Origin of the sequence: Clostridium sp. (assembly GCF_034179595.1) — a bacterium.
GTDB lineage: Bacteria > Bacillota > Clostridia > Clostridiales > Clostridiaceae > Clostridium.
On the sequence record NZ_JAXFPT010000067.1, the window covers coordinates 1 to 25,456 of the forward strand.

The following is a 25,456-nucleotide window of genomic DNA, read 5'->3' on the forward strand; positions in this document are numbered from 1 at the left end:
AGAGAAGATTTAAGTAATAAGTATGAAATGGTATTTACTTTAAATTAAATAAATATACTACTTATTTTATAAATGTGGTAATATATTAAAGTGAAACTCGTATATAGAGGAGGATACATATGATATACATAGTAATTATAAACATAATTGTAGTATTAGCTATGTTAACAATGTTTTTAAAATCAACAAGCAAGTTTAAAAAGATTGCTAACAATACTGGAAATGTAGAAATTGAAGGGGAAGCTGCAAGAAAATATATGAAAATTTCTATTATGTTAGCTCCTATAAGTTTGGTATTAACAACATTTATAATAATAAAGATATTATTATAATAAATACACCCTTATTAAATGTATTTTAATAAGGGTGTATTTATTATTTTATATGATCTTTTTTATTAAATGCTTTATCTCTAGACTTTTTCATTTCATGTATATTATAACAAATTAATATTATAACAAGTATTAAGGGAATAGCAATAAGAAAGTAATATAGTGGATTCATGAAATAACCTCCCATTTTTTAATTTTATATTATATACTTAATAATAACGGCTAAAAACACCTCATAACATAATAATATAATATTTAAGTTTTTGTTTAAAGTATGATAAGATGTAATTGTTAAAATTGGAGTTTTAAATTGGGAGGTGTCAATATGATACTACTTGCCTTAAATGTAATTGTTATTATAGTAATGATTACTTTCTTTATAAAATCGATAAATACTTTTAGAAATATAAAAGATGGAAATGAAGAGTATGTAAAGGAAATGAATAAAAAAGGTAGCAGATATATGATTATTTCTGTTATTCTAGTTCCTGTAGCAATAATAATATCATTTAAAATGATTATGGACATGTTCTTATTCTAATTAAAATTAAGTATAATATTTATTAAATGAAATATTGTATAGATGTCTATGAATATAATTTAGGAGGAATAACTATGAGTAAATTTGCAATAGATACAACAGAAGCTTTAGAAAATCTTTGCTTAGGTGGAGCATTTTTAACTGCTGGAGATTTAAATGATGCAAATACTATGACAATAAGTTGGGGAAGCATAGGTTATATGTGGAGAAAGCCTGTATTTATGGCGTTAGTTAGAGAAAGTAGATATACAAATGAATTTTTAGAATCTAAAGATACATTTACAGTAAGTATCCCTTACGATAACAACTTAAAGGAAGCATTAAAGATATGTGGAACTAAGTCTGGAAGGGATATAAATAAAGAAGAGGTTGCATGTATAAAATTTGTTAAGTCAAAGAATGTAGAAGCACCTGTTGTAGAAGGTTGCAACAAATATTATGAATGTAAAATTTTGTATAAAAACAAAATGGATTTAAATAATTTTGATAAAGATTTATTAGATACATTCTATAATGATAAAAACGTGGAACATGTTCTTTATTTCGGAGAAATTGTAGAAGAATATTAAAATAAAGGAGATTAGCTTAAAATTGCGCTAATCTCCTTTATTTTTCACATAAATTTAGACATCGTCATAAACTATTAGTAACTATTGGATTTTAAATTTGTCTAAAAGGAGGTAGTTTTATGACGTTATATGTATTATTAATTATTGGAATAATATTATTGTTTGCTTCAATAATATTATTTAACATTAGATATAAAATTTATAAAAATGGAACAAGGGTAATAGGTAAAGTAATAAAAATAGAGAAAATAGAACAAGCCTTGATGAATGAATTTAATCAACTGTCGTTTGTAACGTTTTATAGACCGGTTATAGAATTCATAACAGATAATGGGGAAAAGAAAGTATTTACTTATGAAATTATTGATGGAAAAGATTATAATGTAGGTGATGATGTTAAAATAGTATATGATAAAAAGAAAAGAAATAAATTCTATATAGATAGCAAAATAGAGCTTTTTATATTACCAACAATATTAGTAACATTATCATTAGTATTTCTTATTCTTTCTGTAATAATTTGTTTGCACAATTAAAAAATATGTAGTATAATGAGTGAAACAATAGAATAAACCCATATAAATCTGATAATATGGTTCAGAAGTTTCTACGTGAAGACCACTTTAATTTTCACGCTATGGGTAAATCAAAGGACGCTTTATAACTAGCATTGGTTTACCTATAACTAATGCTAGTTTTTTTGTAGAATTTATGGGAATGGAGGAGAGCGAATGAATAATATTTTAGAAAAGGTATTTAAACTAAAAAAGAATAACACTAATGTAAAAACAGAAATTATAGGTGGACTTACGACATTTGTTACTTTAGCTTATGTATTATTAGTAATTCCAAATATATTAAAAATGGGAGGTATGAATTCGCTTGGGCTTAAAGGAGATGCAGCAGCAAATCTTACAATGGCACAAGACCCTATAATAGCTTCAGCATTTACTTCAGTTTGCATTGCATCAGCAATTGCTACCTTAATAATGGCGTTTCATGCTAATTTACCATTTGTATTAGCACCAGGTCTTGGACTAGTATCATTCTTTTCTTATAACATTTGTTTAAAACTTAATTTTTCTTGGCAACAAGGTTTAGCAGCAGTATTTATATCAGGTATCTTATTTATAATCATAACGTTAACATCTATTAGAGAAAAAATAGTTATGGCAATTCCTAAGAATTTAAAACTTGCAATAACTACTGGTATAGGATTATTTATTGCTTTAATAGGATTTAAAAATGGAGGAATAATAGTACCAAGTGAAGGAACACTAGTAGCTTTTGGAGATTTTACTAATAAGGCAGTTATATTAACTATAATCGGACTTGTATTAACAGTTATACTTATGGCAAGAAAGGTTACAGGAGCAATGCTTATAGGGATTGTAATTACAACAATAATAGGAATTCCTATGGGAGTTACAAATATTACAGGCATCAAGCTTTTTTCAATGCCAGTTATAGGAAATACATTTTTCGCTATGGATTTAAAAGGGTTATTAACAAGCAATGGTGGAGGAATTTTAGGGGCAATACTTACTGTATTTATGGTTGTAATTACTTTAAGTTTAGTCGATCTTTTTGATACAATAGGAACTTTACTTGGAACAGCTCAAAGTTCAGGTATGGTTACTGAAGATGGAGATGTTAAAAATTTAAGACAAGCACTTACTTCAGATGCTTTAGGAACAACTTGCGGAGCATTACTTGGAACAACAACACTTACAACAACTGTTGAATCAGCAGCAGGTATAGCAGCAGGTGCAAGAACTGGTTTTTCTAATGTCATAGTAAGTATTATGTTTTTAATATCATTATTCTTTAGTGGATTAGTAGGAATAGTACCACAAAGTGCAACAGCTCCATCATTAATAATAGTTGGTATCTTAATGATGAGTGCAGTTACAGAAATAGATTTTTCAGATTTTACAGAAGCTGTACCAGCTTTCTTTACTATAGTTATGATGCCATTTACTTATTCAATAGCTAACGGTATTGCAACTGGAATGATATTTTATCCAATAGTAAAACTTGCAACTGGAAAAGGTAAAGAAGTGCATAAATTATTGTACATATTTGCTATATTATTTATATTAAGATTTATTATTATGCCAGACTAAGAAAGAAATAAAAACAATCTATCTTTTATCTTTAAGATAGATTGTTTTTTTATAGTAGTAGTTACTGGAATGGGAGCTTTAACTCCTATTGGAAATACTGTAGAAGAATTTTGGAGTAATACAAAAAGCGGAAAATCAGGAATTGACTATATAACGCTATTAGATAAAGACGAATTAAGTGTAAAAATTGCAGGAGAAGTTAAAAACTTTAATCCTGAAGAAAAAATAGGAAAAAAAGAAAGCAAGAGATTAGATAGATATGCTCAATTTGCATTAGTTTGTGCAGATGAAGCAATTAAATCAGCAGGTTTAGACCTTGAAAATATGGATAGAAATAGAATTGGTGTGCTTATTGGGTCAGGTATTGGAGGTTTTCAAACTATAGAAAATCAAATATCAAAAATTGCAACAGGTTCAAAGAGGGTTTCACCATTTTTCATACCTATGGCAATAAGTAACATGGCGGCTGGAAATATTTCTATAAAATATGGATTAAAAGGACCATCAACTGCAAGAGTTACAGCATGTGCAACAGGAACAAATGGAATAGGTGAAGCATTTAGACAAATAAAACATGGATATGCAGATGTTATGCTTGCAGGTGGTGTTGAAGCTCCAATAACTAAGGCATCAGTAGAAGGTTTTGCAAGCTTAAAAGCTTTAAATTCAAGTAATGATCCACATAGAGCATCAATTCCATTTGATAAAGATAGAAGTGGTTTTGTTATGGGTGAAGGTGCTGGAATATTAGTACTTGAAAGTTTAGAATCAGCACAAAAAAGAGGAGCTAATATATTAGCAGAAGTTGTTGGATATGGAAGTACATGTGATGCTTATCATATTACATCACCAGATCCAGAAGGAGAAGGAGCAGCGCGTGCTATGCTTCAAGCTATGGAAGAGGCAAATGTAAGCCCAAAAGATATTTCATATATAAATGCACATGGAACAGCAACTTCTTTAAATGATAAATTTGAAACAGTAGCTATAAAAAAAGCTCTTGGAGATTTTGCATATAAAGTACCTATATCATCAACTAAGTCAATGACAGGACATCTTTTAGGTGCAGCAGGTGCAGCAGGTGCAGTAGAATCTATAGTATGTATAAAATCATTAATAGATGGATATATACCAGCTACAATTGGATATGAAACAAAGGATGAAGAATGCGATTTAGATTATGTACCTAATGTTGGAAGAGAACAAAAATTAAGCTATGCCTTAAGCAATTCATTAGGATTTGGAGGACATAACGCTACATTATTATTTAAAAGATGGAATGAAAATTAGTAGGAGGCTATTTATGAATATTAACGAAGTTAAAGAACTTATTGAACTTATAAATGCTTCAGATCTTGCGTATTTTGAATATGAAAATGGAGATTCTCGTATAAAGATGGATAAATCTTTAACTAGAAATACAGAATCAATATCTAATAAAGAATTTAAGACACAAACAATGAGTAAAGAAACAGAAGTAGATAAGATAATAAAAGAAGAAGTTAAAAGGGAAAAAGAAGAAGTAAATGAAATTGTAGGAACAATAAGTGAGGTTTCAGGAAAGATAGTGGAAGTTTTAGTTAAAGATGGAGATATGGTAGAGTATGGAACTCCATTATTTAAGATAGAGGAGGATGTTTAGATTATGATGGGAATAAAAGAAATAAGAGAAATCTTGCCACATAGATATCCATTTTTACTTGTTGATAGAATTGTAGAAATTGAAGAAGGAAATAGCATTAGAGGATATAAAAATGTAAGTGCAAATGAACAATTTTTTCAAGGACATTTTCCACAAGAACCAGTAATGCCAGGAGTTTTAATCCTTGAAGCTATAGCACAAATTGGAGCTGTTGCACTTTTATCAAAAGAAGAATTTAAGGGAAAAATTCCACTTTTTGCTGGAGCTGATAAAGTAAGATTTAGACAAAAGGTAGTTCCGGGAGATAAATTGGAATTAAGCTGTGAAATAATAAAACTTAGAGGACCTATTGGAGTTGGAAAAGGTATTGCTAAGGTAGATGGAAAGAAAGTATGTGAAGCAGAAATAATGTTTGCTATAGGATAGGTGAAATATATGTTTAAGAAAGTATTAATTGCAAATAGAGGAGAGATAGCGGTAAGAATAATTAGAGCTTGCAAAGAACTTGGAATTTCAACTGTTGCTGTTTATTCTGAAGCAGATAAAGATGCCCTTCACATACAGCTTGCAGATGAAGCGATTTGTATTGGCGCATATCCTGCAAAAGATAGTTATCTAAACATAAAAAATATATTAAGTGCATGTGTTTTAACTGGTGCTGATGCTATTCATCCTGGATTTGGATTTCTATCTGAAAATGCTAAATTTTCAAAGATGTGTAGCGAATGTAATATTAAATTTATAGGCCCAGATTATACTTCTATAGAGCTTATGGGAAACAAAGCAAAAGCTAGAGAGCTAATGAAAAGTGCAGGAGTTCCTGTTGTTCCAGGTTATGAAGGAATAATAGAAAATGAAAATCATGCACTTAATATTGCAAAGAGTATAGGTTATCCTATTATGATAAAAGCTGCTGCAGATGGCGGAGGAAAAGGTATTAGAGTAGTAAGGAATGATGAAGAATTTAAAAAAGGCTACAATACAGCTAAAGCAGAATCATTAGCTTGCTTTAATGATGATACTTTATATATAGAAAAATTTATTGAAAACCCAAGACATATAGAATTTCAAATACTTGCAGATGAATATGGAAATATTGTTCATTTAGGAGAACGTGAATGTTCACTTCAAAGAAAAAATCAAAAAGTATTAGAAGAGGCACCATCTTCAATTTTAAGTGAAAAACTTAGAATGGAAATGGGTGAAATAGCTAAAAAAGCAGCTAAGGCTTGTGATTATAAAAATGCAGGTAGCATAGAATTTTTAGTAGATAAAGATTTTAATTATTACTTTATGGAAATGAACACAAGGATACAAGTTGAACATCCAATAACTGAAATGATAACAGGTGTAGACCTTTTAAAAGAACAGTTAAAGATAGCAAGTGGAGAACCTTTAAGATTTACTCAAGATGATATAAAGATAAAAGGTCATGCTATAGAGTGTAGTATGATTCAATGCTTGCAAAGCTTATAGCTTATGGAGAAAATAGAGAAGAATCAATAGTTAGGATGAAAAGAGCATTAAGTGAATTTGGAATTGGTGGAGTTAAAACAAATATAGAATTCCAATATTCAATTTTAGAGATGGAAGAATTCTTAAGAGGGGATTATGATACTGGATTTTTAGGAAATAAGATGGTGGAAATGTATGCTTAAGGATTTATTTAGAAAAAAGAATAACTATGCAACTATTAGAAAAATAAATATAGACTCACATGTAAAACCAAATATACCTTCAGGTATGTGGACTAAATGTGATAAATGTCATTTAAAGAATTTGATAAAGACTTAAAAACTAAAAATCCTTTAAATTTTGAAGGATATGAAAAAAAGTTAAATCAAGCTAAGTTGAAAAGTGATAGTAAAGAAGCGGTTATAACAGGAACTGGCTTAGTTAATGGGATAAAAGTTTGTGCTGGAATTATGGATAGTTTATATTTACGGCTTCAGGTGGAGCAAGAATGCAAGAAGGGATTTTTTCTCTTATGCAAATGGCAAAAGTAAGTGCTTCACTTGCAAGACATAGCGAAAAAGGTTTATTATACATTACTGTGCTTACAGATCCTACAACTGGTGGAGTAACTGCAAGCTTTGCAATGGAAGGTGATATAATATTGAGTGAGCCTGATGCTTTAGTTGGATTTGCTGGAAGAAGAGTAATCGAAAATACTATTAAAGAAGTATTGCCAGATGATTTTCAAAGGTCAGAATTTCTTTTAGAGAAAGGATTTATTGATAAAATAGTAGATAGAAAAGACTTAAGAACTTGTGTATATAAGATACTTAAACTACATGAGGTGGAAAAATATGAATAGAAGAATGGCAAAAAAAAATAAAAGCATGGGATAAGGTATCAATTGCAAGACATAAAGATAGACCAACTGGAAAGTTTTATATAGATAATATATTTGATGACTTTATAGAATTTCATGGAGATAGAAATTTTGGAGATGATAAAGCTATAATCGGAGGGATTGCAGAAATATCAGGAAAGCCAGTAACTGTAATTTCAATTACTAAAGGTGAAAACACAAAAGAAAATATAGAAAGAAACTTTGGTATGCCAAAGCCAGAAGGCTATAGAAAAGCACTTAGACTTATGAAGCAAGCTGAGAAATTTAAAAGACCTATAATTTGCCTTATAGATACTCCAGGTGCGTTTTGTGGAATAGATGCTGAAGAAAGATGTCAAGGTCAAGCAATTGCTATGAACCTTTTTGAAATTAGTAAATTAAAAACACCTATAATTTCTATAATTACAGGAGAAGGTGGAAGTGGTGGAGCTTTAGCACTTGCAGTTGGTGATTCTATTGGTATGCTTGAACATTCTATATATTCAATACTTTCTCCAGAAGGATTTGCATTTATATTATGGAAAGATGCAGAGAAGACTTCAGAAGCTGCAGAAGTTATGAAGATAACAGCAGAAGATTTAATAGAATTTAATATTATAGATTTTATAGTTAGTGAGCCAAATGGAGGCGCTCATAAAAATCCTGAGCGTGCAGCAAATAATTTAAAGAGAAAAATTTTATCAGAACTTGATAAAATAAAAGATTTAAAGGAAGATGAACTTTTAGAAAAAAAGTATAAAAAGTTTAGAAAATTTGGAGAAAACTTATAAAAGAGAGTTAAGGGAATTAGAACAGGTATTTTGTTCTAATTCTTTTTTTGAAATTTATTGACAGTTGTATTATATTATAAATAATATATAATTAGATATTATTTAATATTTAATGTAATAATTTTATGAGGATGATGAAATGGATATTGAGCTGAAAGAAAAAGTAAGAAATTTTATTGAACTAAATAATGAATTTAAAAAAAATCTAAGATGGGATGGAAAAGAATTAAACTCACTAGCATCTTTAATTGCAAATGGATCTTATGAAGGAGTTAATGAGGCTAGGGTGAAAAAAATACGTAAGTATATTAGGAAAAATACTAAGTTTAATTCTAAATTCAGAGGAGAGTTTAATAAAGTTTTCTCTATTCTTATGAATGCTAGAAAAGACTATGAAGAAGTTTTTTTAAATACTAAATATATAAATCAATCTTTAATAGAAAGAGGCTTTAAAGATAATAAACAAGCACTTTACACAGCATTTTTATTATCAAAAAAGTTTAAGGGCGATGAATTAGAAGAAAAATTAAATAAATTATTTGAAATAAAAGAAGTTATAAATCAAAATCAATATGACTTTTTTATGAAAGAAGATTACATAGTTTATGTTTATCTAACAGATATAGATAAAGAAATATATGAGATAGCTGATGATATAAAGAAAATTGATTCAAAGATAAAAAGTATAAATTTAAAAGAAGTTAATAGTTTAGATTGTTTTTATCTTTCGCTTCTTATAACTAATTCAGATATAGATAAAAAGATTGAAAAAACTCTAAATATTAGATGCAATTTAATAGATAATTATAAATTTATAGAAGGAGATGTTTATCCACTTATAGGACTGGCTTCGAGTTTTATAAGAGATGATGAAGTTTTCTCTAGAGAAGTATGCAACATATATAATATGTTAAGAGAAAAAAATAATTTTAATAATAAGGGTATGTCAGAAAAGAGTATATTTAAGATATCATTATGCATTGTATTAATGAGATATTTAGAATACATTAAAGGAGACATAATAGATTTAGGAGAAGAAGAGGTAGATGATATAGTATATATTATAGAGGAATATATAGCTTTTTCATTTATCTTATAAGTAATTTATATTTCTTTAAGAAATGGGGATTATAAAGGTGAAAAATACTAGTACAGAAGTTGCAAAAGTTGCAACGAGAATGGCAATTTCAAGCAGGGAAGAAGAAGAAGTCTTAAAATCAAAATATAAAGAAGATGGTTTTTTTGTTACTGCTGTAAATGTTGGTGGAAATATTAATGAGTCTATTTTAAAAATTTTAGAAAGAGCTCTTGTTTCATCTAAAAGAAATAATTTAATTAGGGAAGAACATGTACATGAAGGAGCTATAGTAGGGGCTACTAGAGATGCTTTAATGCAAGTTCAAAATAGAGCAAGTGGTCAAAATGTTGGAGGAAAGATTGGTATAGCTAGAAAGGGTGAGCATATATCAGTTTGTATTTTCCTAAATATAGGATTACTTCATTTAGATGAAGTCGTTATTGGAATTGGACATAGAGCTATTTCAATATAATATTTAAACTTGAAAGAAGGTATTTTTAATGTATATTGTTTTTGGAACAGAAATATTAGATACAAAAGAAATCGGAGAAAGCATAGAAGAGAATACAGAATTTAAAGTTCTTAAGGATATGACTAAGGGAACTAAAAGAGAAGATGTATGTGCATATAATTTAAGTATTCCAGTAGAAATATTAAACGAAGAAATTGAAGTATTTACCAATATAGAAGAACTTGATGAAGATTCTCTATTTGAAGAATATGCATCTCTTGCAGAAGAAAGCGCTATGGAAATAGAAGAATTTTTACCAGAAGAAAGTAAAGTTAGATTTGTAACATATAAATGGGATCTTTCAGATAATGATATTAGAGGAATACTTGTTGTAGGTAATGATGAAATAACTGAAAATAAGATGTTAGATATTTTAAAAAGACTTTTAACTCAAGTAGAATAAAAAATAAGCTCTTAAAATTAAGAGCTTATTTTTATTTTTGATTAAATAATTCATAATATCTAGTTATATCTTGAATTAGATTTTCTACACTAAAATGTCTTGCTTCTCTTAAATATTCTTTTCCATCTATATAAAGAAGTATTGCAGGAAAAGTAAAAATATTAAAATGGGCTAAGATTTCCTCATTGTTATAAGGTGGAATTTCATATGCTGATATTTTAGGAAAATCTTTTAAAGTAAGTTCAAGTTTATTTCTTACTACATCGCATACTGCACAACTTGGAGAAGAAAAGTAAAGCAAAGTCATGCAGTCTTTTTTTAATAAATCATAAATATCTTCTTTATTATTTACTATAATCATATAATCATCTCCTTTAGTTTTTAAGTTATATTATAATTATAAAGTAGAAAATATTCTATAATTATTATGATATAATAACTTAATATTAATTTTTAGAAAAGAGTGGGAAAATGCGTAAACCATTAGCTGAGAAAATAAGACCTAATGAATTAAATGAAGTATTTGGTCAAAAACATATATTAGGAGAAAATAAGATTTTAAATAGAATAATTAAAAGTGGAACAATAAATAATATGATTTTTTATGGTCCACCAGGAGTAGGAAAAACTACAGTTGCAAATATAATTTCTAATAAGATAAATAAAAGATTTTATAAATTAAATGCAACGACTGCTTCATTGAAAGATATACAAGAGATAGGAAAAGAGCTTGATACATTTATGGGAAGAGATGGAGTAGTTCTTTATTTGGATGAAATTCAAAATTTTAATAAAAAACAACAACAATCTCTTCTTGAATATATAGAAGATGGAAGAATAACTTTAATAGCATCTACTACAGAAAATCCTTATCATTATATTTTTAAGGCACTTTTAAGCAGATCAACTATATTTGAATTTAAACCATTAGATGAAGAAGATGTGATTGATGCATTAAAAAGAGCAGTTTGTATCGAAGAAAAAGATTATGAAAGTTTAAAGATAGTAGTTTACGATGATGCTTATAAATATTTTGCTAAAGCTTCTAATGGAGATGTTAGAAAAGCATTAAATGCTCTTGAAGTTGCTATAAATTCTACTAACCCTAATAAAGAAGCAGAAATAATAATAGATTTAGAAGTAGCAAGAGAAAGCACGCAGACAAAGATTGTTTCTTATGATATGAAAGGTGATAATCATTATGATATATTAAGTGCATTTCAAAAATCTATAAGGGGAAGTGATCCTGATGCAGCTATTCATTATCTAGCAAGGCTTATTAAAGCAGGAGATTTAATATCTATATGTAGAAGGCTTCAAGTTATAGCAAGTGAAGATATAGGACTTGCATATCCACAAGCTGCTATGATAGTTAAGTCATTAGTTGATTCAGCAAGAGAACTTGGGTTTCCAGAGGCAAGAATACCACTTGCTGAGGCAACGATACTTTTAGCAACTAGTCCTAAATCTAATAAGGCTTATCTTGCTATAGATTCAGCTTTAGAAGATTTAGAAAATATGAAAATAGATGATATACCAAACCACCTAAAAGATGCTCATTATAGTGGAGCAAAAAATTTAAATAGAGGGATAGACTATAAATATCCACATAACTACGAGAATTCATATGTAAGTCAACAATACTTACCTAATAATATAAAACATAAAAAGTATTATATACCTGGAAATAATAAATTTGAAAAAGGAATAGAAAATTATTGGAATAATATAAAATATAAAAAATAGGATATTATATATAAATAAAAGGCACATTTTGTGTCTTTTATTTTTTTTATAAAATTATTTAAGTAAGTTTGTTGACAATAGCCGAGTGATTTGGTAAGATATAAACATAAATCGTAGTAAGTTACTCAACTTTAAGGGGGGAGAAAAATGAAACTTTCAACAAAGGGTAGATATGGAGTTAAGGCCATGGTTGATTTAGCACTTAATTATGGAACTGCACCAGTATCTATAAAGACAATATCAAAAAGACAAAATATATCAGAGTATTATTTAGAACAACTTTTTAGTCCCCTTAGAAAAGCTGATCTTATAAAAAGTATAAGAGGTGCTCAAGGTGGGTATGTACTTAATAGAGAACCTAAAGATATAAAGATATCAGATATTATATATGTCTTAGAAGGACCAATTGAAGTTTCAGATTGCGTAGATGGTTCATCATGTGATAATCTTCAATATTGCGCAACAAGAATTCTTTGGAAAAAGATACAAGATAGCATTGATAGTGTTATAAAATCAATAACACTTCAAGATATAGTTAATGATTATGAAATTTTGAAACAAAAAAGACAAGAGATAAATCTTGTAGGTAGAGGTGAATAGAAATGAAATCAGTATATATGGATTATGCTGCAACAACATATGTTAAACCAGAAGTTTTAGAAGAAATGCTTCCATACTTCACTAATAAATTCGGAAATCCATCTTCATTCTATGGAATATCAAGAGAAACAAAGATGGCTATAGATAAAGCTAGAGGTCAAGTTGCAAAAGCTTTAAATGCAGACCTTAATGAAATATATTTCACAGGTGGTGGATCAGAAGCAGATAACTGGGCTATTAAAGGTATATGTTCAGCATACAAAAATAAAGGAAACCATATCATAACAACTAAGATAGAACACCATGCAGTATTACATACTTGTCAATACCTAGAAAAACAAGGTTTTGAAGTGACTTATCTAGATGTAGATGAAGAAGGTTTTGTAAAAATAGAAGATCTTAAAAATGCAATCACAGACAAGACAATATTAGTATCTGTAATGTTTGCTAATAATGAAATTGGTACAATAGAACCAATAAAAGAAATCGGTGAAATCTGTAGAGAAAGAAAAATCTTATTCCATACAGATGCAGTTCAAGCAGTTGGAAATGTTAAAATCGACGTTAAAGATATGAATATTGATTTATTATCACTTGCAGGTCACAAGATTTATGGACCAAAAGGAATAGGAGCACTTTATGTAAGAAAAGGTGTTAGAATACATAACCTAATTCACGGTGGTGGTCAAGAAAGAAATAGAAGAGCAGGAACAGAAAATATAGCAGGAGTAGTTGGACTTGGTAAGGCAATAGAACTTGCAACAGAAAACTTAGAAGAACATGCTAAAAGAATGACTGTTTTAAGAGATCAATTAATAGATGGATTATTAAAGATTCCTTACACTAGATTAAATGGACCAAGAGGAGATAAGAGACTTCCAGGTAACGTAAATGTTTCATTTGAATTTATTGAAGGAGAATCAATATTACTTTCATTAGATTTTGAAGGAGTATGTGCATCAAGTGGTAGTGCTTGTACTTCAGGATCATTAGATCCTTCACATGTATTACTTGCTATAGGTTTACCACATGAAAAAGCACACGGATCATTAAGATTAACATTAGGTGATAATTCAACACAAGAAGATGTAGATTATGTTTTAGAAGTTGTACCACCGATTATAGAAAGATTAAGAAAGATGTCACCATTATGGACTGACTTTATTAAGAAGGGAGAAAGATAATTATGATATATAGTGAAAAGGTAATGGACCATTTTAGAAATCCAAGAAATGTAGGAATAATAGAAGATGCAAACGGCGTAGGAGAAGTTGGTAACGCTAAATGCGGAGATATAATGAGAGTATATCTTAAAATAGAAGACAATAAAATAGTAGATGCTAAGTTTGAAACATTTGGTTGTGGTTCTGCTATAGCTTCATCATCAATGGCTACTGAATTAATAAAAGGAAAAACTGTTGAAGAAGCTTGGGATCTTACAAACAAAGCAGTTGCAGAAGCATTAGATGGACTTCCACCAGTAAAGATGCATTGTTCAGTTTTAGCTGAAGAAGCAATCCACAAAGCTATAAATGATTATAGAAAAAAGGAAGGCTTAGAAGCTTGGGACTTTGAAGAACACGGAGATGATTTACACGACCACGTTCACGGAGAAGAATAGGTGATAGAATGGAAAAGAAGAAGGTTGTTGTAGGTATGAGCGGCGGAGTTGATAGCTCCGTCGCTGCTTACCTTTTAAAGAAACAAGGTTATGATGTAATAGGTATCACTATGCAAATTTGGCAAGAGGATAAAGAATATGAAGAAAGAGAAGGTGGATGTTGTTCTTTATCAGCTGTAGATGATGCTAGAAGAGTTTGCGAAAAATTAGATATTCCTTTTTATGTATTAAACTTTAGAGATTCATTTAAAGAAAATGTAATCAAGTACTTTGTTCAAGAATACATAGATGGAAAAACTCCAAATCCATGTATTGCTTGCAATAAACATTTAAAGTTTGATGAACTTTTAAGAAAAGCAAGAGGAATAGGTGCAGAATATGTTGCAACAGGTCATTATGCTAAGATTGAAGAAAGAGATGGAAGATATCTTTTAATAAGATCTGATGATGATAGAAAAGACCAAACTTATGCACTATATAACTTTACGCAAGATCAATTAGCACATACACTAATGCCATGTGGTGAGTATACTAAAGATAAAATAAGAGAAATTGCAAAGGAAATAGGGCTAGCTGTTCATAATAAGAAAGATAGTGAAGAAATATGCTTTATTTCTGATAATGATCATGGAAGATTTATAAAAGAAGAACGTCCAGGAGAAGTTAAACCAGGTAACTTTGTAGATAGTAAAGGTAATATATTAGGTAAGCACAAAGGAATAGTATATTACACTATTGGTCAAAGAAAAGGATTAGGAATAGCTCTTGGAAAACCAGTATTTGTAACAGATATAAGACCTGAAACAAATGAAGTTGTATTAGGTTCTGAAGAAACTATATTTAACAATGATTTAATAGCTAAGGATGTAAATTTCATACCATTTGATGAATTAAAGGGAGAAATGAATGTTCAAGCTAAGGTTAGATATTCAGCAAAGCCAGCTGATGCAGTGATTTCACCACTTCCAGATGGAAGAGTTAAGGTATCCTTTAAAGAAAAGCAAAGAGCAATAACAAAAGGTCAATCAGTAGTATTTTATGATGGCGAAATCGTTGTTGGTGGCGGAATAATTGAAGGATTAGCATAATTTATTAAGACTAGAGATTTTCTCTAGTCTTTTTTATTTCTACTAGATAGTTTAAATTTCATAATAATGGATAAACTAAGTTTATTAGACTTAGGAGGTTTATTTATGCTTAAGAGCAAGGATTTCTATATGAAAAGTGTTTATGATGTTAATAGTAAAAAGATAGGTATTGTAGAAGATATTTTTATTAATTTCTATGAAGGGAAAGTAATAGGTCTTGATATTTCTAGTTATTCATTATTTTCAAAAAAGAATTTTGTAAGATGCGAAGATATAATATCTATTGATAAAGAAATTATTGTAAGAAAAAGCATTAAATATAGCGGTATTAAATTAAAAGATATTAAAGGCATGGAGATAATTGATCTAAATGGAAATATAAAAGGTACAATAGAGGATTTAATTATTAGAGAAAATGATTTTTCAATAAAAGGTTTATTAATTAGTACAGGGGTTATAGAGAAGCTTTTAAAAGGTAAGCAGATTTTACTTATAAATCAATGTATTTTAGGAGAAGAATATATATTATACACAGGTAAAGATAATATGAGTTTAAAGCTTATGCCAAGAAAGGTAAAAAATAATGAAATCTCTAACTAAAAATAAGCCATTAATAATAAAATCAATTATATTATTACTATTAATTTTAGCTGTAGTTTTATATCTTTACTGGGGTGTATTTAGAGAAGTTATAAATATAATAATAGTATCAGCAATCTTAGCTTATATATTAAGGCCGCTTAGAAATTTTATCTTAAATAAATCTAAATTATCTAAAAAAGTATCAACACTTATAATTATGCTTAGTATATTTCTAGTTATAGTATTATTGCTTTTAATGATAATACCTAAAATCTTTAACGAAATTAGAAATTTACCTAATCTAATTAATAAACTTATGGGTTATTTAGTATATATTGAACAAAAAATAGAAGAAAGTAAGTCATCTATACTAAATCTTATATATAATGAGATAAAGACTAAGTCATGGAAGCTTATTATGTCAGTATCTAATGATACTATAAATCGAATTATAAATTTTTCTAGCAATATAGTATCTGTAGCTATTATACCTATAGTTACATATTATTTTTTATCAGATGGAACAAACATATCAAATAAATTATATTTATTAGTGCCTATAGAAAAGAGAAATTTAACTAAAAAAATTATAGAAGATATTAACTTACTTCTTGAAAGATATATAGTAAGTCAGATTTTATTGTCATTAATAACAGGTATTATGTGCTTTATTTTATTTTTAATTTTAGATATTAAGTTTATGCTTTTACTTGCAATAATTAATGGAGTATTTAATGTAGTTCCGTATTTTGGAGCTTTTTTTGGAGGGGTACCAGCAGTCCTTATAGCTTTTATGGATTCACCAATTAAGGGATTATGGGTTATAATAGGTATATTAATAGTTCAACAAATTGAAGGTAATATATTAGCTCCAAAAATAACAGCTGAGAGCACTAATATTCATCCTTTACTAATAATTATACTTTTATTAATAGGTGAAAGAACTAGTGGAGTTGTTGGAATGATTTTAGCTATACCGATAGGTGTTATATTAAAGGTAATATATGATGATTTAAATTATTATTTGTTTTAATAGAAATTTTTATATTAAAATAACAAAACTTATTAAAAATATTGACATATCAAATTATATAAAATATAATTTCCTTATCAAATTCAATATTTAGCAATGATTGGGATGAGTAAATTTGAACTTATTTTTTAGAGAGGAAGTGTTTGGTGAAAACTTCTAAATAAATCATTTTGAAGCTACCCATGAGCTATAACCATTTAAAGAGATGTAAAGATTTTTACATAATTAGGGTGGTACCGCGGAAGAGTAGCTTTCGTCCCTTGTTGTTATTTTGGGATGAAGGCTTTTTTTAGTTTAATGGAGGTAAAAAATATGAAGTATATGGGAACAAATGAATTAAGAGAACTTTATTTAAAGTTTTTTGAAAGTAAAGATCATTTAAGATTAAAGAGTTTTTCTTTAGTTCCAAAAAATGATAAAAGTTTATTATTAATAAATGCAGGTATGGCGCCACTTAAGCCATATTTTACAGGTTTACAAGAACCACCAAAAAAGAGAATTACAACTTGTCAAAAATGTATAAGAACAGGTGATATCGAAAACGTAGGTAAGACATCAAGACATGGTACTTTCTTTGAAATGCTTGGTAACTTCTCATTTGGAGATTATTTTAAAGAAGAAGTAATTCCATGGGCTTGGGAGTTTATAACTGAAGTATTACAAATGCCAAAAGATAAACTATATGTAACAATTTACTTAGATGATGATGAAGCGTTTGAAATATGGAAAAATAAAACTGATATAGATACAAACAGAATATTTAGACTTGGAAAAGAAGATAACTTCTGGGAACATGGTGCAGGTCCATGTGGTCCATGTACAGAAATTCACTTTGATAGAGGTGTAGATGTAGAACCAGTTAAAACTGCTGAAGAATTTGTAAAAGCAAGTGATGAAGATAGAATTATAGAATTCTGGAACTTAGTATTTACACAATTTGATGGCGATGGAAAAGGTAATTATGAAAGATTACAAAATCCTAACATAGATACAGGAATGGGACTTGAAAGACTTGCTACTTTAATGCAAGGTGTTGATAATATATTTGAAATAGATACAGTTAAAAATATATTAGGAAAAGTTTCAGACCTTTCAGGTGTTAAATATGGAGAAGACAAGACAAAAGATATATCACTTAGAATAATAACAGATCACGTTAAATCTGTTACTATGATGATTTCAGATGGTATCCAACCAAGTAATGAAGGAAGAGGATATGTACTTAGAAGACTTTTAAGAAGAGCTGCAAGACACGGAAGGGTTCTTGGAATAAAAGGTTTATTCTTAAAAGATATCGTAGATTCAGTAGTTGAAAATTACGGTGTTGAATACGATGAACTTATTTCTAAAAAAGATTACATTGAAAAGATTGTTACATTAGAAGAAGAAAGATTTAATGAAACAATAGATTCAGGAATGGGAATACTTTTAGGATACATTGAAGAATTAGAAAAAGAAAACAATAATGTATTAAGTGGAGAAAAAGCATTTAAGTTATATGACACTTATGGTTTCCCTTATGAATTAACAGAAGAAATTTTAGAAGAAAAAAATATTACAATAGATAGAGCTTCATTTGATAAAGAAATGCAAGAACAAAGAGAAAGAGCTAGAAGTGCTAGAGGAGAATTCACTTACATGGGAAGTGAAGAATCACCAATAAACTTAGTTGATAATGATATAAAGTGCGAATTTGTTGGATATGATAAAGACGAAGCTGTAGGAAAAGTATTATTCCTAGCAACAGATAAAGAAGTTGTAGAAGAATTAAAAGAAGGCCAAAAAGGATATATAGTAACTGATAAGACACCATTTTATGCAGAAATGGGAGGCCAAGTTGGTGATACAGGAATAATAAAAGGTAAAGACTTTGAAGCCTATGTATATAACACTAAAAACAATGTTGGTGGAAAAACTATTCACTATGTAAACATAAATAAGGGAATAGTAAAATTAAATGAAGAAGCAGAATTAAAGATAGATGTAACTAGAAGAAATAATATACGTAAAAACCATACAGCAACTCATATGTTACATGAAGCATTAAAAGAAGTTTTAGGAGATCACGTAAATCAAGCAGGTTCATTTGTAGATGATGAAAGATTAAGATTTGATTTTACTCATTTCCAAGGTTTAACTGAAGAAGAACTTCAAAAAGCAGAGAATTTAGTTAATGAAAAAATAATGCAAGTATATAGAGTTGATACAGATCTTATGACATTAGAAGAAGCAAAAGAAAAAGGTGCTATGGCATTATTTGATGATAAGTATGGAGATAAAGTTAGAGTTGTATCTGTTGGAGACTATTCAATGGAACTTTGTGGAGGTACTCACGTTTTAAATTCAGGAGAAATTGGATTATTTAAGATAATAAATGAAGCAGGAGTTGCGGCAGGAACTAGAAGAATAGAAGCATTAACAGGATTTGCAGCAATAAAATATGTTGAAGAAAAGCAAAGAATGCTAAAAGAAGCATGTGCTGCATTAAAGTGTAATGAAAAAGAAATATTAAATAAAATTACAACACAAACAGTAGAAATAAAAGAAAAAGAAAAAGAAATTGCAGAGTTAAAATCAAAACTTACAAGCGGAGTTGAAGATGAAATACTAAATTCAGCTAAAGACATAAATGGTATAACTGCAATAGCATATGCATTAGAAGATATAGATGGAAATGCATTAAGAGATTTAGGAGATAAAATAAGAAATAAAGCTCCAAAATCAATAGTTGTATTAGTAAGTAAAGTAAATGATAAAGTTAACTTAGTTGCAATGGCAAATAAAGATGCAGTAAATAGTGGAATTCATTGTGGTAAGATAATTAAAGAAGTAGCAGCAGTAGTTGGAGGCGGTGGAGGTGGAAGACCTGACATGGCTCAAGCTGGTGGAAAACTTCCTGAAAAAATAAACGAAGCAATAGATAAAGCATATAACATAATTGAAACTTTAGTAAAATAGTGTACTTTTAAAAGGATATGGGTTATAATTATCTTAGAAGATATGAATATAAAAAAATAAAAATGGAGATTACTATTAATAATATATAAGTTTCCTTTAACATAAGGTAAGGGGGTGAGCTGCTAATAAAGGCAGCGTAGAATATGAGTAATAATTTAGAACATACAATGCAATTTGATTTGACAAAAAACAAAGAAGTGTTAACAAAAGCTATTTTAACAGAGGTTTACAATTCACTTCAAGAGAAAGGGTATAATCCAATTAATCAACTTGTTGGTTATCTAATATCAGGAGACCCTACTTACATTACAAATTACAACGGAGCAAGAGCTTTAGTAAGAAAACTTGAAAGAGACGAAATTCTTGAAGAAGTTATAAAATCTTATTTAGAGATAAAATAAAAAAGATGCCCTGTTGAAGGGCATCTTTTGTTTTAGGGAGATAATATGAGAATATTAGGATTAGATGTTGGACAAAAAACAGTTGGAGTTGCTATTTCAGACCCATTAGGTTTTACAGCACAAGGTATAACAACTATAAGAAGAACTAAAAAGAGCGAAGATATAGAAGCTGTTAAGAGAATATGTGATGAATATTCTGTAGAAACTATAGTAATTGGATTACCTAAAAATATGGATGGTTCAATTGGATTTGCTGGAGAAAAGATAAAAGAATTTAGTGAACTTTTAAAAGAAGCTGTAGACTTAGAAATAGTGTTTTGGGATGAAAGACTTACAACAGTTGCTGCACATAGAGCAATGCTTGAAGCTGATTTATCAAGAGGAAAAAGAAAAAAGATAGTTGATAAGGTAGCGGCGACTTATATTTTACAAGGATATTTAGATAGAATATCAAAACTGTAATTATTAATTGAAAGTAATTATTGACAAGACTTTGATTTTATAATTAAAATATATAAAAAAGGAGATAATAAGTATGGAAAAAGATATAGAATATATTGATTTATTAGATGAAGAGGGGAATGAATTATCATTTAAAGTAGTTAGCTTTTTTAAGATAGATGATTTAAACACTGAATATGTAGTTTTAACTGCTGCTGATGAAGAAGATGACGAAGCGGTAGTTCTTAGAGTTGAAAAAGATGAAGATGGAAGCGATAATCTTGTAAACATAGAAGATGAAGCAGAATTTGCAATGGTAGAAGAAGCTTATAACTTATTAATGCAAGAGGACTAGAATAACAGAAAGAGGTGTTGCAAATGGGAGGCCTAATTTCTTTTGATATGCAAGAACTTAAGGAAGACTTAAAGAAAAAGGGATATAAATTAACTCCTCAAAGAAGAGCGATAGTTGATACTATAATAAGAAATGAAGGTAATCATTTAACAGCTGAAGAAATATATGATGAAGTTAAAAAAGATTGTCCAGAAATAGGGTTAGCTACAGTTTATAGAACAGTAGCTTTACTTGAAGAAGTTAATTTATTATCTAGATTAGAGTTAAGCGACGGGTGTAGTAGGTATGAAATTATTCATCAAGATGAAGAACATAGACATCACCATTTGATTTGCAATAAGTGTAATAAAGTTTTAGAAGTAGAAGAAGACTTGTTAGATGAATTAGAACAAAGAGTAGAATCAAAGTATAAGTTCAAAATACAAGATCATAGTGTAAAGTTTTTTGGAATATGCGAAAACTGCATGGAAAAGGAAAAAAATAAGGAAAATTAAAGGAAATAGTATCCTTTATTTATATATATTTTGAATAAGGAGGGGAAATATGAGAAATGAAAAAGCTAAAGTTAAGATTATTCCTTTAGGTGGAATAGATGAAATTGGGAAAAATCTTACGGTTATAGAATACAAAGATGATATTGTAATCATAGACTGTGGACTTAAATTTCCTGATGTAGATATGTATGGAATAGATATAGTTATACCAGATATATCTTATCTATTAAAAAATAAGGATAAAGTTAGAGGAATATTTTTAACTCACGGACATGAAGACCATATAGGTGCACTTCCATATGTTTTAAAACAATTAAATGTACCTATATATGGAACTAAGCTTACTTTAGGAATTGTAGAGACTAAGCTAAGAGAACACGGACTTTTAGCTACTACAAAATTATGTAAAGTAAAACCAAAAGATAAAGTGAAATTACAAAGTGTAACAGTTGAATTTATTAAAACTAATCATTCAATCGCTGATTCAGTTGCAATAGCAATTCATACTCCACTTGGAGTTGTTCTACATACAGGAGATTTTAAAATAGATCATACTCCAATAGATGGTGTTAGAACAGATTTTGCAAGGTTTGCAGAACTTGGAAGAAAAGGTGTGCTTGTTATGATGGCTGACTCTACTAACGTAGAACGTCCAGGCTATACAAAATCAGAAAGCGTTGTTGGTGAAACCTTAAAGAGACTATTTGGTAGAGCGAAGGGAAGAATTTTAGTTGCCACTTTTGCATCAAATATTCATAGAATTCAACAAATAATAACAGCAGCAGAGATGTATGATAAAAAGGTTGCAGTATCAGGAAGAAGTATGGAAAATATCATTCAAGTAGCTATAGAACTTGGATATTTAAAATTACAAAAAGATACTTTAATAACAATTGATGCAACACAAAAATATAAAAATGAAGAAGTTGTTATTATAACAACTGGAAGCCAAGGAGAGCCAATGTCTGCTCTTGCTAGAATGGCAGCTTCAGAACATAAAAAGATTTCTATAGTTGAAGGGGATACTGTAATAATATCAGCAACTCCAATACCAGGTAATGAAAAATTAGTATCAAAGGTTATAAATCAATTATTTAAAAAGGGTGCAGAAGTTATATATGGATCTGATGAGAATGTTCACGTTTCAGGTCATGCTTGTCAAGAAGAATTAAAACTTATGCAAACTTTAGTAAGACCTAGATTCTTTATACCAGTTCATGGTGAATATAGACATCTAAAACAACATGCTGAACTTGCTGTTAGTGTTGGATTAAATCAAAGAAATTATGTATTACCAGAGACTGGTGATATTATAGAAATAACGCGTAATTCTATAAGAAAAAATGGATCTGTAACATCAGGCCAAGTGCTTGTTGATGGATTAGGTGTTGGAGATGTTGGACATATAGTTTTAAGAGATAGAAAACATCTTTCACAAGATGGTATTTTAACTGTTGTTGTAACACTTGATAGAGAAAGTGCATCAGTAATTGCAGGACCAGATATAATTTCAAGAGGATTTGTATATGTAAGAGAATCTGAAGGACTTATGGATGAGGCAAGGGAAATTGTTAAAGATGTTCTAAATGAATGTGAAAAGTCAAAAATTACTGATTGGGCGACTATAAAGAGTAGAATTAGAGATGAACTTAGAAACTTCTTATATGAAAAAACTAAGAGAAAACCTATGATACTACCAATAATTATGGAAATTTAGTTTGATAAATGGTTCATTTAGCAATCATTTATATTGACTTTTTAAATAGTAAAGATTAGAATATAAATTAGTGCGAGAATTGGGTACACGAGTATCCAATTTTCTTTTTGAAAAAAAATATTATAGGTTTACATAGAAAAATAAAAGTAAAGCTAAAAGATGGAGGAACATAATGGAACTAACTAAAAGAGAAGATATTAGAAACATAGCTATAATAGCTCACGTTGACCATGGTAAGACTACTTTAGTTGATGCTTTATTAAAAGATAGTCATACTTTCAGAGCTAATGAAAAAGTTCAAGAAAGAGCTATGGACTCAAATGATTTAGAAAAAGAAAGAGGAATCACAATTCTTTCAAAAAACACTGCAGTACAATATAATGGAGTAAAAATAAACATAGTTGATACTCCAGGACACGCAGACTTTGGTGGGGAAGTTGAACGTGTACTTAAAATGGTTGATTCAGTATTATTAGTAGTTGATTCATATGAAGGTCCAATGCCTCAAACTAAATTCGTTCTTAAAAAAGCATTAGAATTAGGCTTAAGACCAGTAGTTGTTATAAATAAAATAGACAAACCAGATGCTAGACCAGAAGCAGTTATAGATGAAGTATTTGAATTATTCTTAGAATTAGGTGCTGATGATGAACAATTAGATTTCCCAATAATCTATGCTTCAGCAAGAGATGGATTTGCAAGATATAATGTAGAAGATACAAATGAAAATATGACTCCTTTATTTGAGACAATCTTAGAACATGTTCCATCACCAGAAGGATATGCAGATGGACCATTACAAATGCTTGTTACTACATTAGATACAAACGAATATGTTGGTAGAATAGCAATAGGTAAGATTCATAGAGGAACAGTTAGAAAGAACCAACCTGTAACTTTAGTAAGACAAGATGGAAGCAAATCAAATTATAAGATTACTTCATTATTTGGATATAATGGATTAAAGAGAGAAGAAGTTGAAAGTGCTTCAATTGGAGATATAATAGCTTTAAGTGGTGTAACTGATGCTAACATTGGAGAAACAATAGCAGATTCACAAAATCCTGAAGCTCTTCCATTTGTAGAAATAGATGAGCCAACACTTAGCATGAACTTTATGGTAAATGATTCACCATTTGCAGGTCAAGAAGGAGATTTCATAACTTCAAGACATTTAAGAGATAGATTAATGAAGGAACTTGAAACTAATGTAAGTTTAAGAGTTAGAGAAATAACTCCAGATTGTTTCGAAGTATCAGGTAGAGGGGAATTACACCTTTCAGTACTAATCGAAACAATGAGAAGAGAAGGATACGAATTACAAGTATCAAAAGCTAATGTTATCTTCAAAGAAGAAGACGGTAAAAAAGTAGAACCAATGGAATACTTAACTATAGACGTACCAGAAGAGTTCATGGGACCTGTAATGGAAAAGCTTGGACCAAGAAAAGGTGAAATGGTTAATATGACATCAGCAGTAAATGGTTATACTAGATTAGAATTCGTAATACCAGCTAGAGGTCTTATAGGATTTAGAAATGAATTCATGACAGATACTAAGGGTAACGGTATAATGAACCACGTATTCCACGGATATGCACCATTTAAGGGAGAAATTCCAGGAAGAAGCAGAGGGTCAATAGTATCATTTGAACAAGGAGATGCTATAGCATACGGATTATTTAATGCTCAAGAAAGAGGATCATTATTTATAGAAGCTGGTACACCTGTATATCAAGGAATGATAGTTGGTGTATGTGGAAGAGCAGAAGATATAGATATAAATGTATGTAAAGGTAAAAAACTTACAAACACAAGATCATCAGGTGCTGATGAAGCAGTTAAATTAGTTCCACCAATAAAGATGACTTTAGAAAAAGCCTTAGAATTCATAAATAGTGATGAATTAGTTGAAGTAACTCCACAAAATGTAAGAATGAGAAAAACTATCTTAGATAGTGCTGAAAGAAGAAGAAGAGCTAGCAGAAGCAAAAAGTAATAGATTTAAATTTTACTTTATAAAGTGAAAAAAAAGTATTATAATAAAGTGAATAGCCGAAATTTTGGCTATTTACTTTTGTATATAGGGGGA

At 29.2% G+C, this 25,456-nt stretch carries 28 protein-coding genes, 2 pseudogenes, 1 riboswitch and 1 other annotated feature; of the genes and pseudogenes, 28 read left to right on the forward strand and 2 right to left on the reverse strand.

What is annotated here, in order from left to right:
- Positions 1–119 precede the first annotated feature (119 nt).
- On the forward strand, positions 120–332 hold the full coding sequence (locus tag SPJ33_RS07810; protein ID WP_321117402.1) for a hypothetical protein: 213 nt from the start codon (positions 120–122) through the stop codon (positions 330–332).
- Between the two features lie 43 nt (positions 333–375).
- Here SPJ33_RS07810 and SPJ33_RS07815 read toward each other — a convergent pair whose 3' ends face one another.
- A complete protein-coding gene (locus SPJ33_RS07815; protein WP_321117403.1) occupies positions 376–504 on the reverse strand; it encodes a hypothetical protein in 129 nt (42 codons plus the stop codon).
- Between the two features lie 153 nt (positions 505–657).
- Between SPJ33_RS07815 and SPJ33_RS07820 the strand changes: the two genes are divergently transcribed.
- From SPJ33_RS07820 to SPJ33_RS07880, 13 genes and pseudogenes are all read left to right on the forward strand, one after another.
- Positions 658–873 carry a hypothetical protein gene (locus tag SPJ33_RS07820; RefSeq protein ID WP_321117404.1) on the forward strand — a complete coding sequence of 72 codons (216 nt, stop codon included), beginning with the start codon at positions 658–660 and terminating at the stop codon, positions 871–873.
- A gap of 74 nt (positions 874–947) precedes the next feature.
- The gene (locus SPJ33_RS07825) at positions 948–1,442 is read left to right on the forward strand and encodes a flavin reductase family protein (protein WP_321117405.1); all 495 of its coding nucleotides are present in this window, start codon (positions 948–950) and stop codon (positions 1,440–1,442) included.
- 119 nt (positions 1,443–1,561) lie between these two features.
- Complete coding sequence (locus tag SPJ33_RS07830; RefSeq protein ID WP_321117406.1) at positions 1,562–1,978, forward strand: DUF3592 domain-containing protein; 417 nt, start codon at positions 1,562–1,564, stop codon at positions 1,976–1,978.
- Between the two features lie 18 nt (positions 1,979–1,996).
- A riboswitch (purine riboswitch) is annotated at positions 1,997–2,100 on the forward strand.
- Positions 2,101–2,173: 73 nt separating this feature from the next.
- Positions 2,174–3,568, forward strand: a complete 1,395-nt coding sequence (locus SPJ33_RS07835; protein ID WP_321117407.1) for an NCS2 family permease — start codon at positions 2,174–2,176, stop codon at positions 3,566–3,568.
- A gap of 51 nt (positions 3,569–3,619) precedes the next feature.
- A complete protein-coding gene (gene fabF, locus SPJ33_RS07840) occupies positions 3,620–4,858 on the forward strand; it encodes a beta-ketoacyl-ACP synthase II (protein WP_321117550.1) in 1,239 nt (412 codons plus the stop codon).
- Between the two features lie 13 nt (positions 4,859–4,871).
- On the forward strand, positions 4,872–5,210 hold the full coding sequence (locus tag SPJ33_RS07845) for a biotin/lipoyl-binding protein (RefSeq protein ID WP_321117408.1): 339 nt from the start codon (positions 4,872–4,874) through the stop codon (positions 5,208–5,210).
- A gap of 3 nt (positions 5,211–5,213) precedes the next feature.
- Complete coding sequence (gene fabZ / locus SPJ33_RS07850) at positions 5,214–5,636, forward strand: 3-hydroxyacyl-ACP dehydratase FabZ (RefSeq protein WP_321117409.1); 423 nt, start codon at positions 5,214–5,216, stop codon at positions 5,634–5,636.
- Between the two features lie 9 nt (positions 5,637–5,645).
- Positions 5,646–6,868: pseudogene (locus SPJ33_RS07855) on the forward strand (acetyl/propionyl/methylcrotonyl-CoA carboxylase subunit alpha).
- Positions 6,861–7,527: pseudogene (locus SPJ33_RS07860) on the forward strand (acetyl-CoA carboxylase carboxyltransferase subunit beta). The pseudogenes SPJ33_RS07855 and SPJ33_RS07860 overlap by 8 nt, the downstream one beginning before the upstream one ends.
- Complete coding sequence (locus tag SPJ33_RS07865; RefSeq protein WP_321117551.1) at positions 7,524–8,336, forward strand: acetyl-CoA carboxylase carboxyltransferase subunit alpha; 813 nt, start codon at positions 7,524–7,526, stop codon at positions 8,334–8,336. Before SPJ33_RS07860 ends, SPJ33_RS07865 begins: the two are co-directional and overlap by 4 nt.
- A gap of 139 nt (positions 8,337–8,475) precedes the next feature.
- Positions 8,476–9,435 (forward strand): DUF4003 family protein, encoded by a 960-nt coding sequence (locus tag SPJ33_RS07870; RefSeq protein WP_321117410.1) that lies wholly within the window; start codon positions 8,476–8,478, stop codon positions 9,433–9,435.
- 37 nt (positions 9,436–9,472) lie between these two features.
- Positions 9,473–9,886 carry a HutP family protein gene (locus SPJ33_RS07875; protein ID WP_321117411.1) on the forward strand — a complete coding sequence of 138 codons (414 nt, stop codon included), beginning with the start codon at positions 9,473–9,475 and terminating at the stop codon, positions 9,884–9,886.
- A gap of 28 nt (positions 9,887–9,914) precedes the next feature.
- Positions 9,915–10,328 (forward strand): hypothetical protein, encoded by a 414-nt coding sequence (locus SPJ33_RS07880; RefSeq protein ID WP_321117412.1) that lies wholly within the window; start codon positions 9,915–9,917, stop codon positions 10,326–10,328.
- 31 nt (positions 10,329–10,359) lie between these two features.
- On the opposite strand, the gene SPJ33_RS07885 is transcribed toward SPJ33_RS07880, so the two are convergent.
- The gene (locus SPJ33_RS07885; RefSeq protein ID WP_321117413.1) at positions 10,360–10,689 is read right to left on the reverse strand and encodes a thioredoxin family protein; all 330 of its coding nucleotides are present in this window, start codon (positions 10,687–10,689) and stop codon (positions 10,360–10,362) included.
- 110 nt (positions 10,690–10,799) lie between these two features.
- On the opposite strand from SPJ33_RS07885, the gene SPJ33_RS07890 reads away from it, so the two are divergent.
- The 14 genes from SPJ33_RS07890 to typA all read left to right on the forward strand — a co-directional run bounded on the left by SPJ33_RS07890 (position 10,800) and on the right by typA (position 25,363).
- Complete coding sequence (locus SPJ33_RS07890) at positions 10,800–12,074, forward strand: replication-associated recombination protein A (protein ID WP_321117414.1); 1,275 nt, start codon at positions 10,800–10,802, stop codon at positions 12,072–12,074.
- A 147-nt stretch (positions 12,075–12,221) separates the two neighbouring features.
- Positions 12,222–12,674, forward strand: a complete 453-nt coding sequence (locus tag SPJ33_RS07895; RefSeq protein ID WP_321117415.1) for an Rrf2 family transcriptional regulator — start codon at positions 12,222–12,224, stop codon at positions 12,672–12,674.
- Between the two features lie 2 nt (positions 12,675–12,676).
- Entirely contained in the window at positions 12,677–13,858 is a 1,182-nt protein-coding gene (gene nifS / locus SPJ33_RS07900) for a cysteine desulfurase NifS (RefSeq protein ID WP_321117416.1), read from the forward strand.
- Positions 13,859–13,860: 2 nt separating this feature from the next.
- On the forward strand, positions 13,861–14,295 hold the full coding sequence (gene nifU / locus SPJ33_RS07905; RefSeq protein WP_321117417.1) for a Fe-S cluster assembly scaffold protein NifU: 435 nt from the start codon (positions 13,861–13,863) through the stop codon (positions 14,293–14,295).
- Between the two features lie 8 nt (positions 14,296–14,303).
- On the forward strand, positions 14,304–15,383 hold the full coding sequence (mnmA, locus tag SPJ33_RS07910; RefSeq protein WP_321117418.1) for a tRNA 2-thiouridine(34) synthase MnmA: 1,080 nt from the start codon (positions 14,304–14,306) through the stop codon (positions 15,381–15,383).
- 105 nt (positions 15,384–15,488) lie between these two features.
- Positions 15,489–15,983 carry a PRC-barrel domain-containing protein gene (locus SPJ33_RS07915; protein ID WP_321117419.1) on the forward strand — a complete coding sequence of 165 codons (495 nt, stop codon included), beginning with the start codon at positions 15,489–15,491 and terminating at the stop codon, positions 15,981–15,983.
- Positions 15,967–16,998 (forward strand): AI-2E family transporter, encoded by a 1,032-nt coding sequence (locus SPJ33_RS07920; protein ID WP_321117420.1) that lies wholly within the window; start codon positions 15,967–15,969, stop codon positions 16,996–16,998. Before SPJ33_RS07915 ends, SPJ33_RS07920 begins: the two co-directional genes overlap by 17 nt.
- An 87-nt stretch (positions 16,999–17,085) precedes the next feature.
- Positions 17,086–17,262: a binding site (T-box leader), on the forward strand.
- A 48-nt stretch (positions 17,263–17,310) separates the two neighbouring features.
- On the forward strand, positions 17,311–19,956 hold the full coding sequence (gene alaS / locus SPJ33_RS07925; RefSeq protein ID WP_321117421.1) for an alanine--tRNA ligase: 2,646 nt from the start codon (positions 17,311–17,313) through the stop codon (positions 19,954–19,956).
- A gap of 143 nt (positions 19,957–20,099) precedes the next feature.
- Complete coding sequence (locus SPJ33_RS07930) at positions 20,100–20,357, forward strand: IreB family regulatory phosphoprotein (RefSeq protein WP_321117422.1); 258 nt, start codon at positions 20,100–20,102, stop codon at positions 20,355–20,357.
- 45 nt (positions 20,358–20,402) lie between these two features.
- Positions 20,403–20,819 carry a Holliday junction resolvase RuvX gene (ruvX, locus tag SPJ33_RS07935; RefSeq protein ID WP_321117423.1) on the forward strand — a complete coding sequence of 139 codons (417 nt, stop codon included), beginning with the start codon at positions 20,403–20,405 and terminating at the stop codon, positions 20,817–20,819.
- Positions 20,820–20,892: 73 nt separating this feature from the next.
- Positions 20,893–21,153: a DUF1292 domain-containing protein gene (locus tag SPJ33_RS07940; RefSeq protein ID WP_321117424.1), complete on the forward strand. Its 261-nt coding sequence runs from the start codon at positions 20,893–20,895 to the stop codon at positions 21,151–21,153.
- A 23-nt stretch (positions 21,154–21,176) separates the two neighbouring features.
- Positions 21,177–21,647, forward strand: a complete 471-nt coding sequence (locus tag SPJ33_RS07945; protein WP_321117425.1) for a Fur family transcriptional regulator — start codon at positions 21,177–21,179, stop codon at positions 21,645–21,647.
- 49 nt (positions 21,648–21,696) lie between these two features.
- Positions 21,697–23,364, forward strand: a complete 1,668-nt coding sequence (locus SPJ33_RS07950; RefSeq protein ID WP_321117426.1) for a ribonuclease J — start codon at positions 21,697–21,699, stop codon at positions 23,362–23,364.
- 172 nt (positions 23,365–23,536) lie between these two features.
- Positions 23,537–25,363: a translational GTPase TypA gene (gene typA / locus SPJ33_RS07955; RefSeq protein WP_321117427.1), complete on the forward strand. Its 1,827-nt coding sequence runs from the start codon at positions 23,537–23,539 to the stop codon at positions 25,361–25,363.
- The last annotated feature ends 93 nt before the right edge of the window (positions 25,364–25,456 follow it).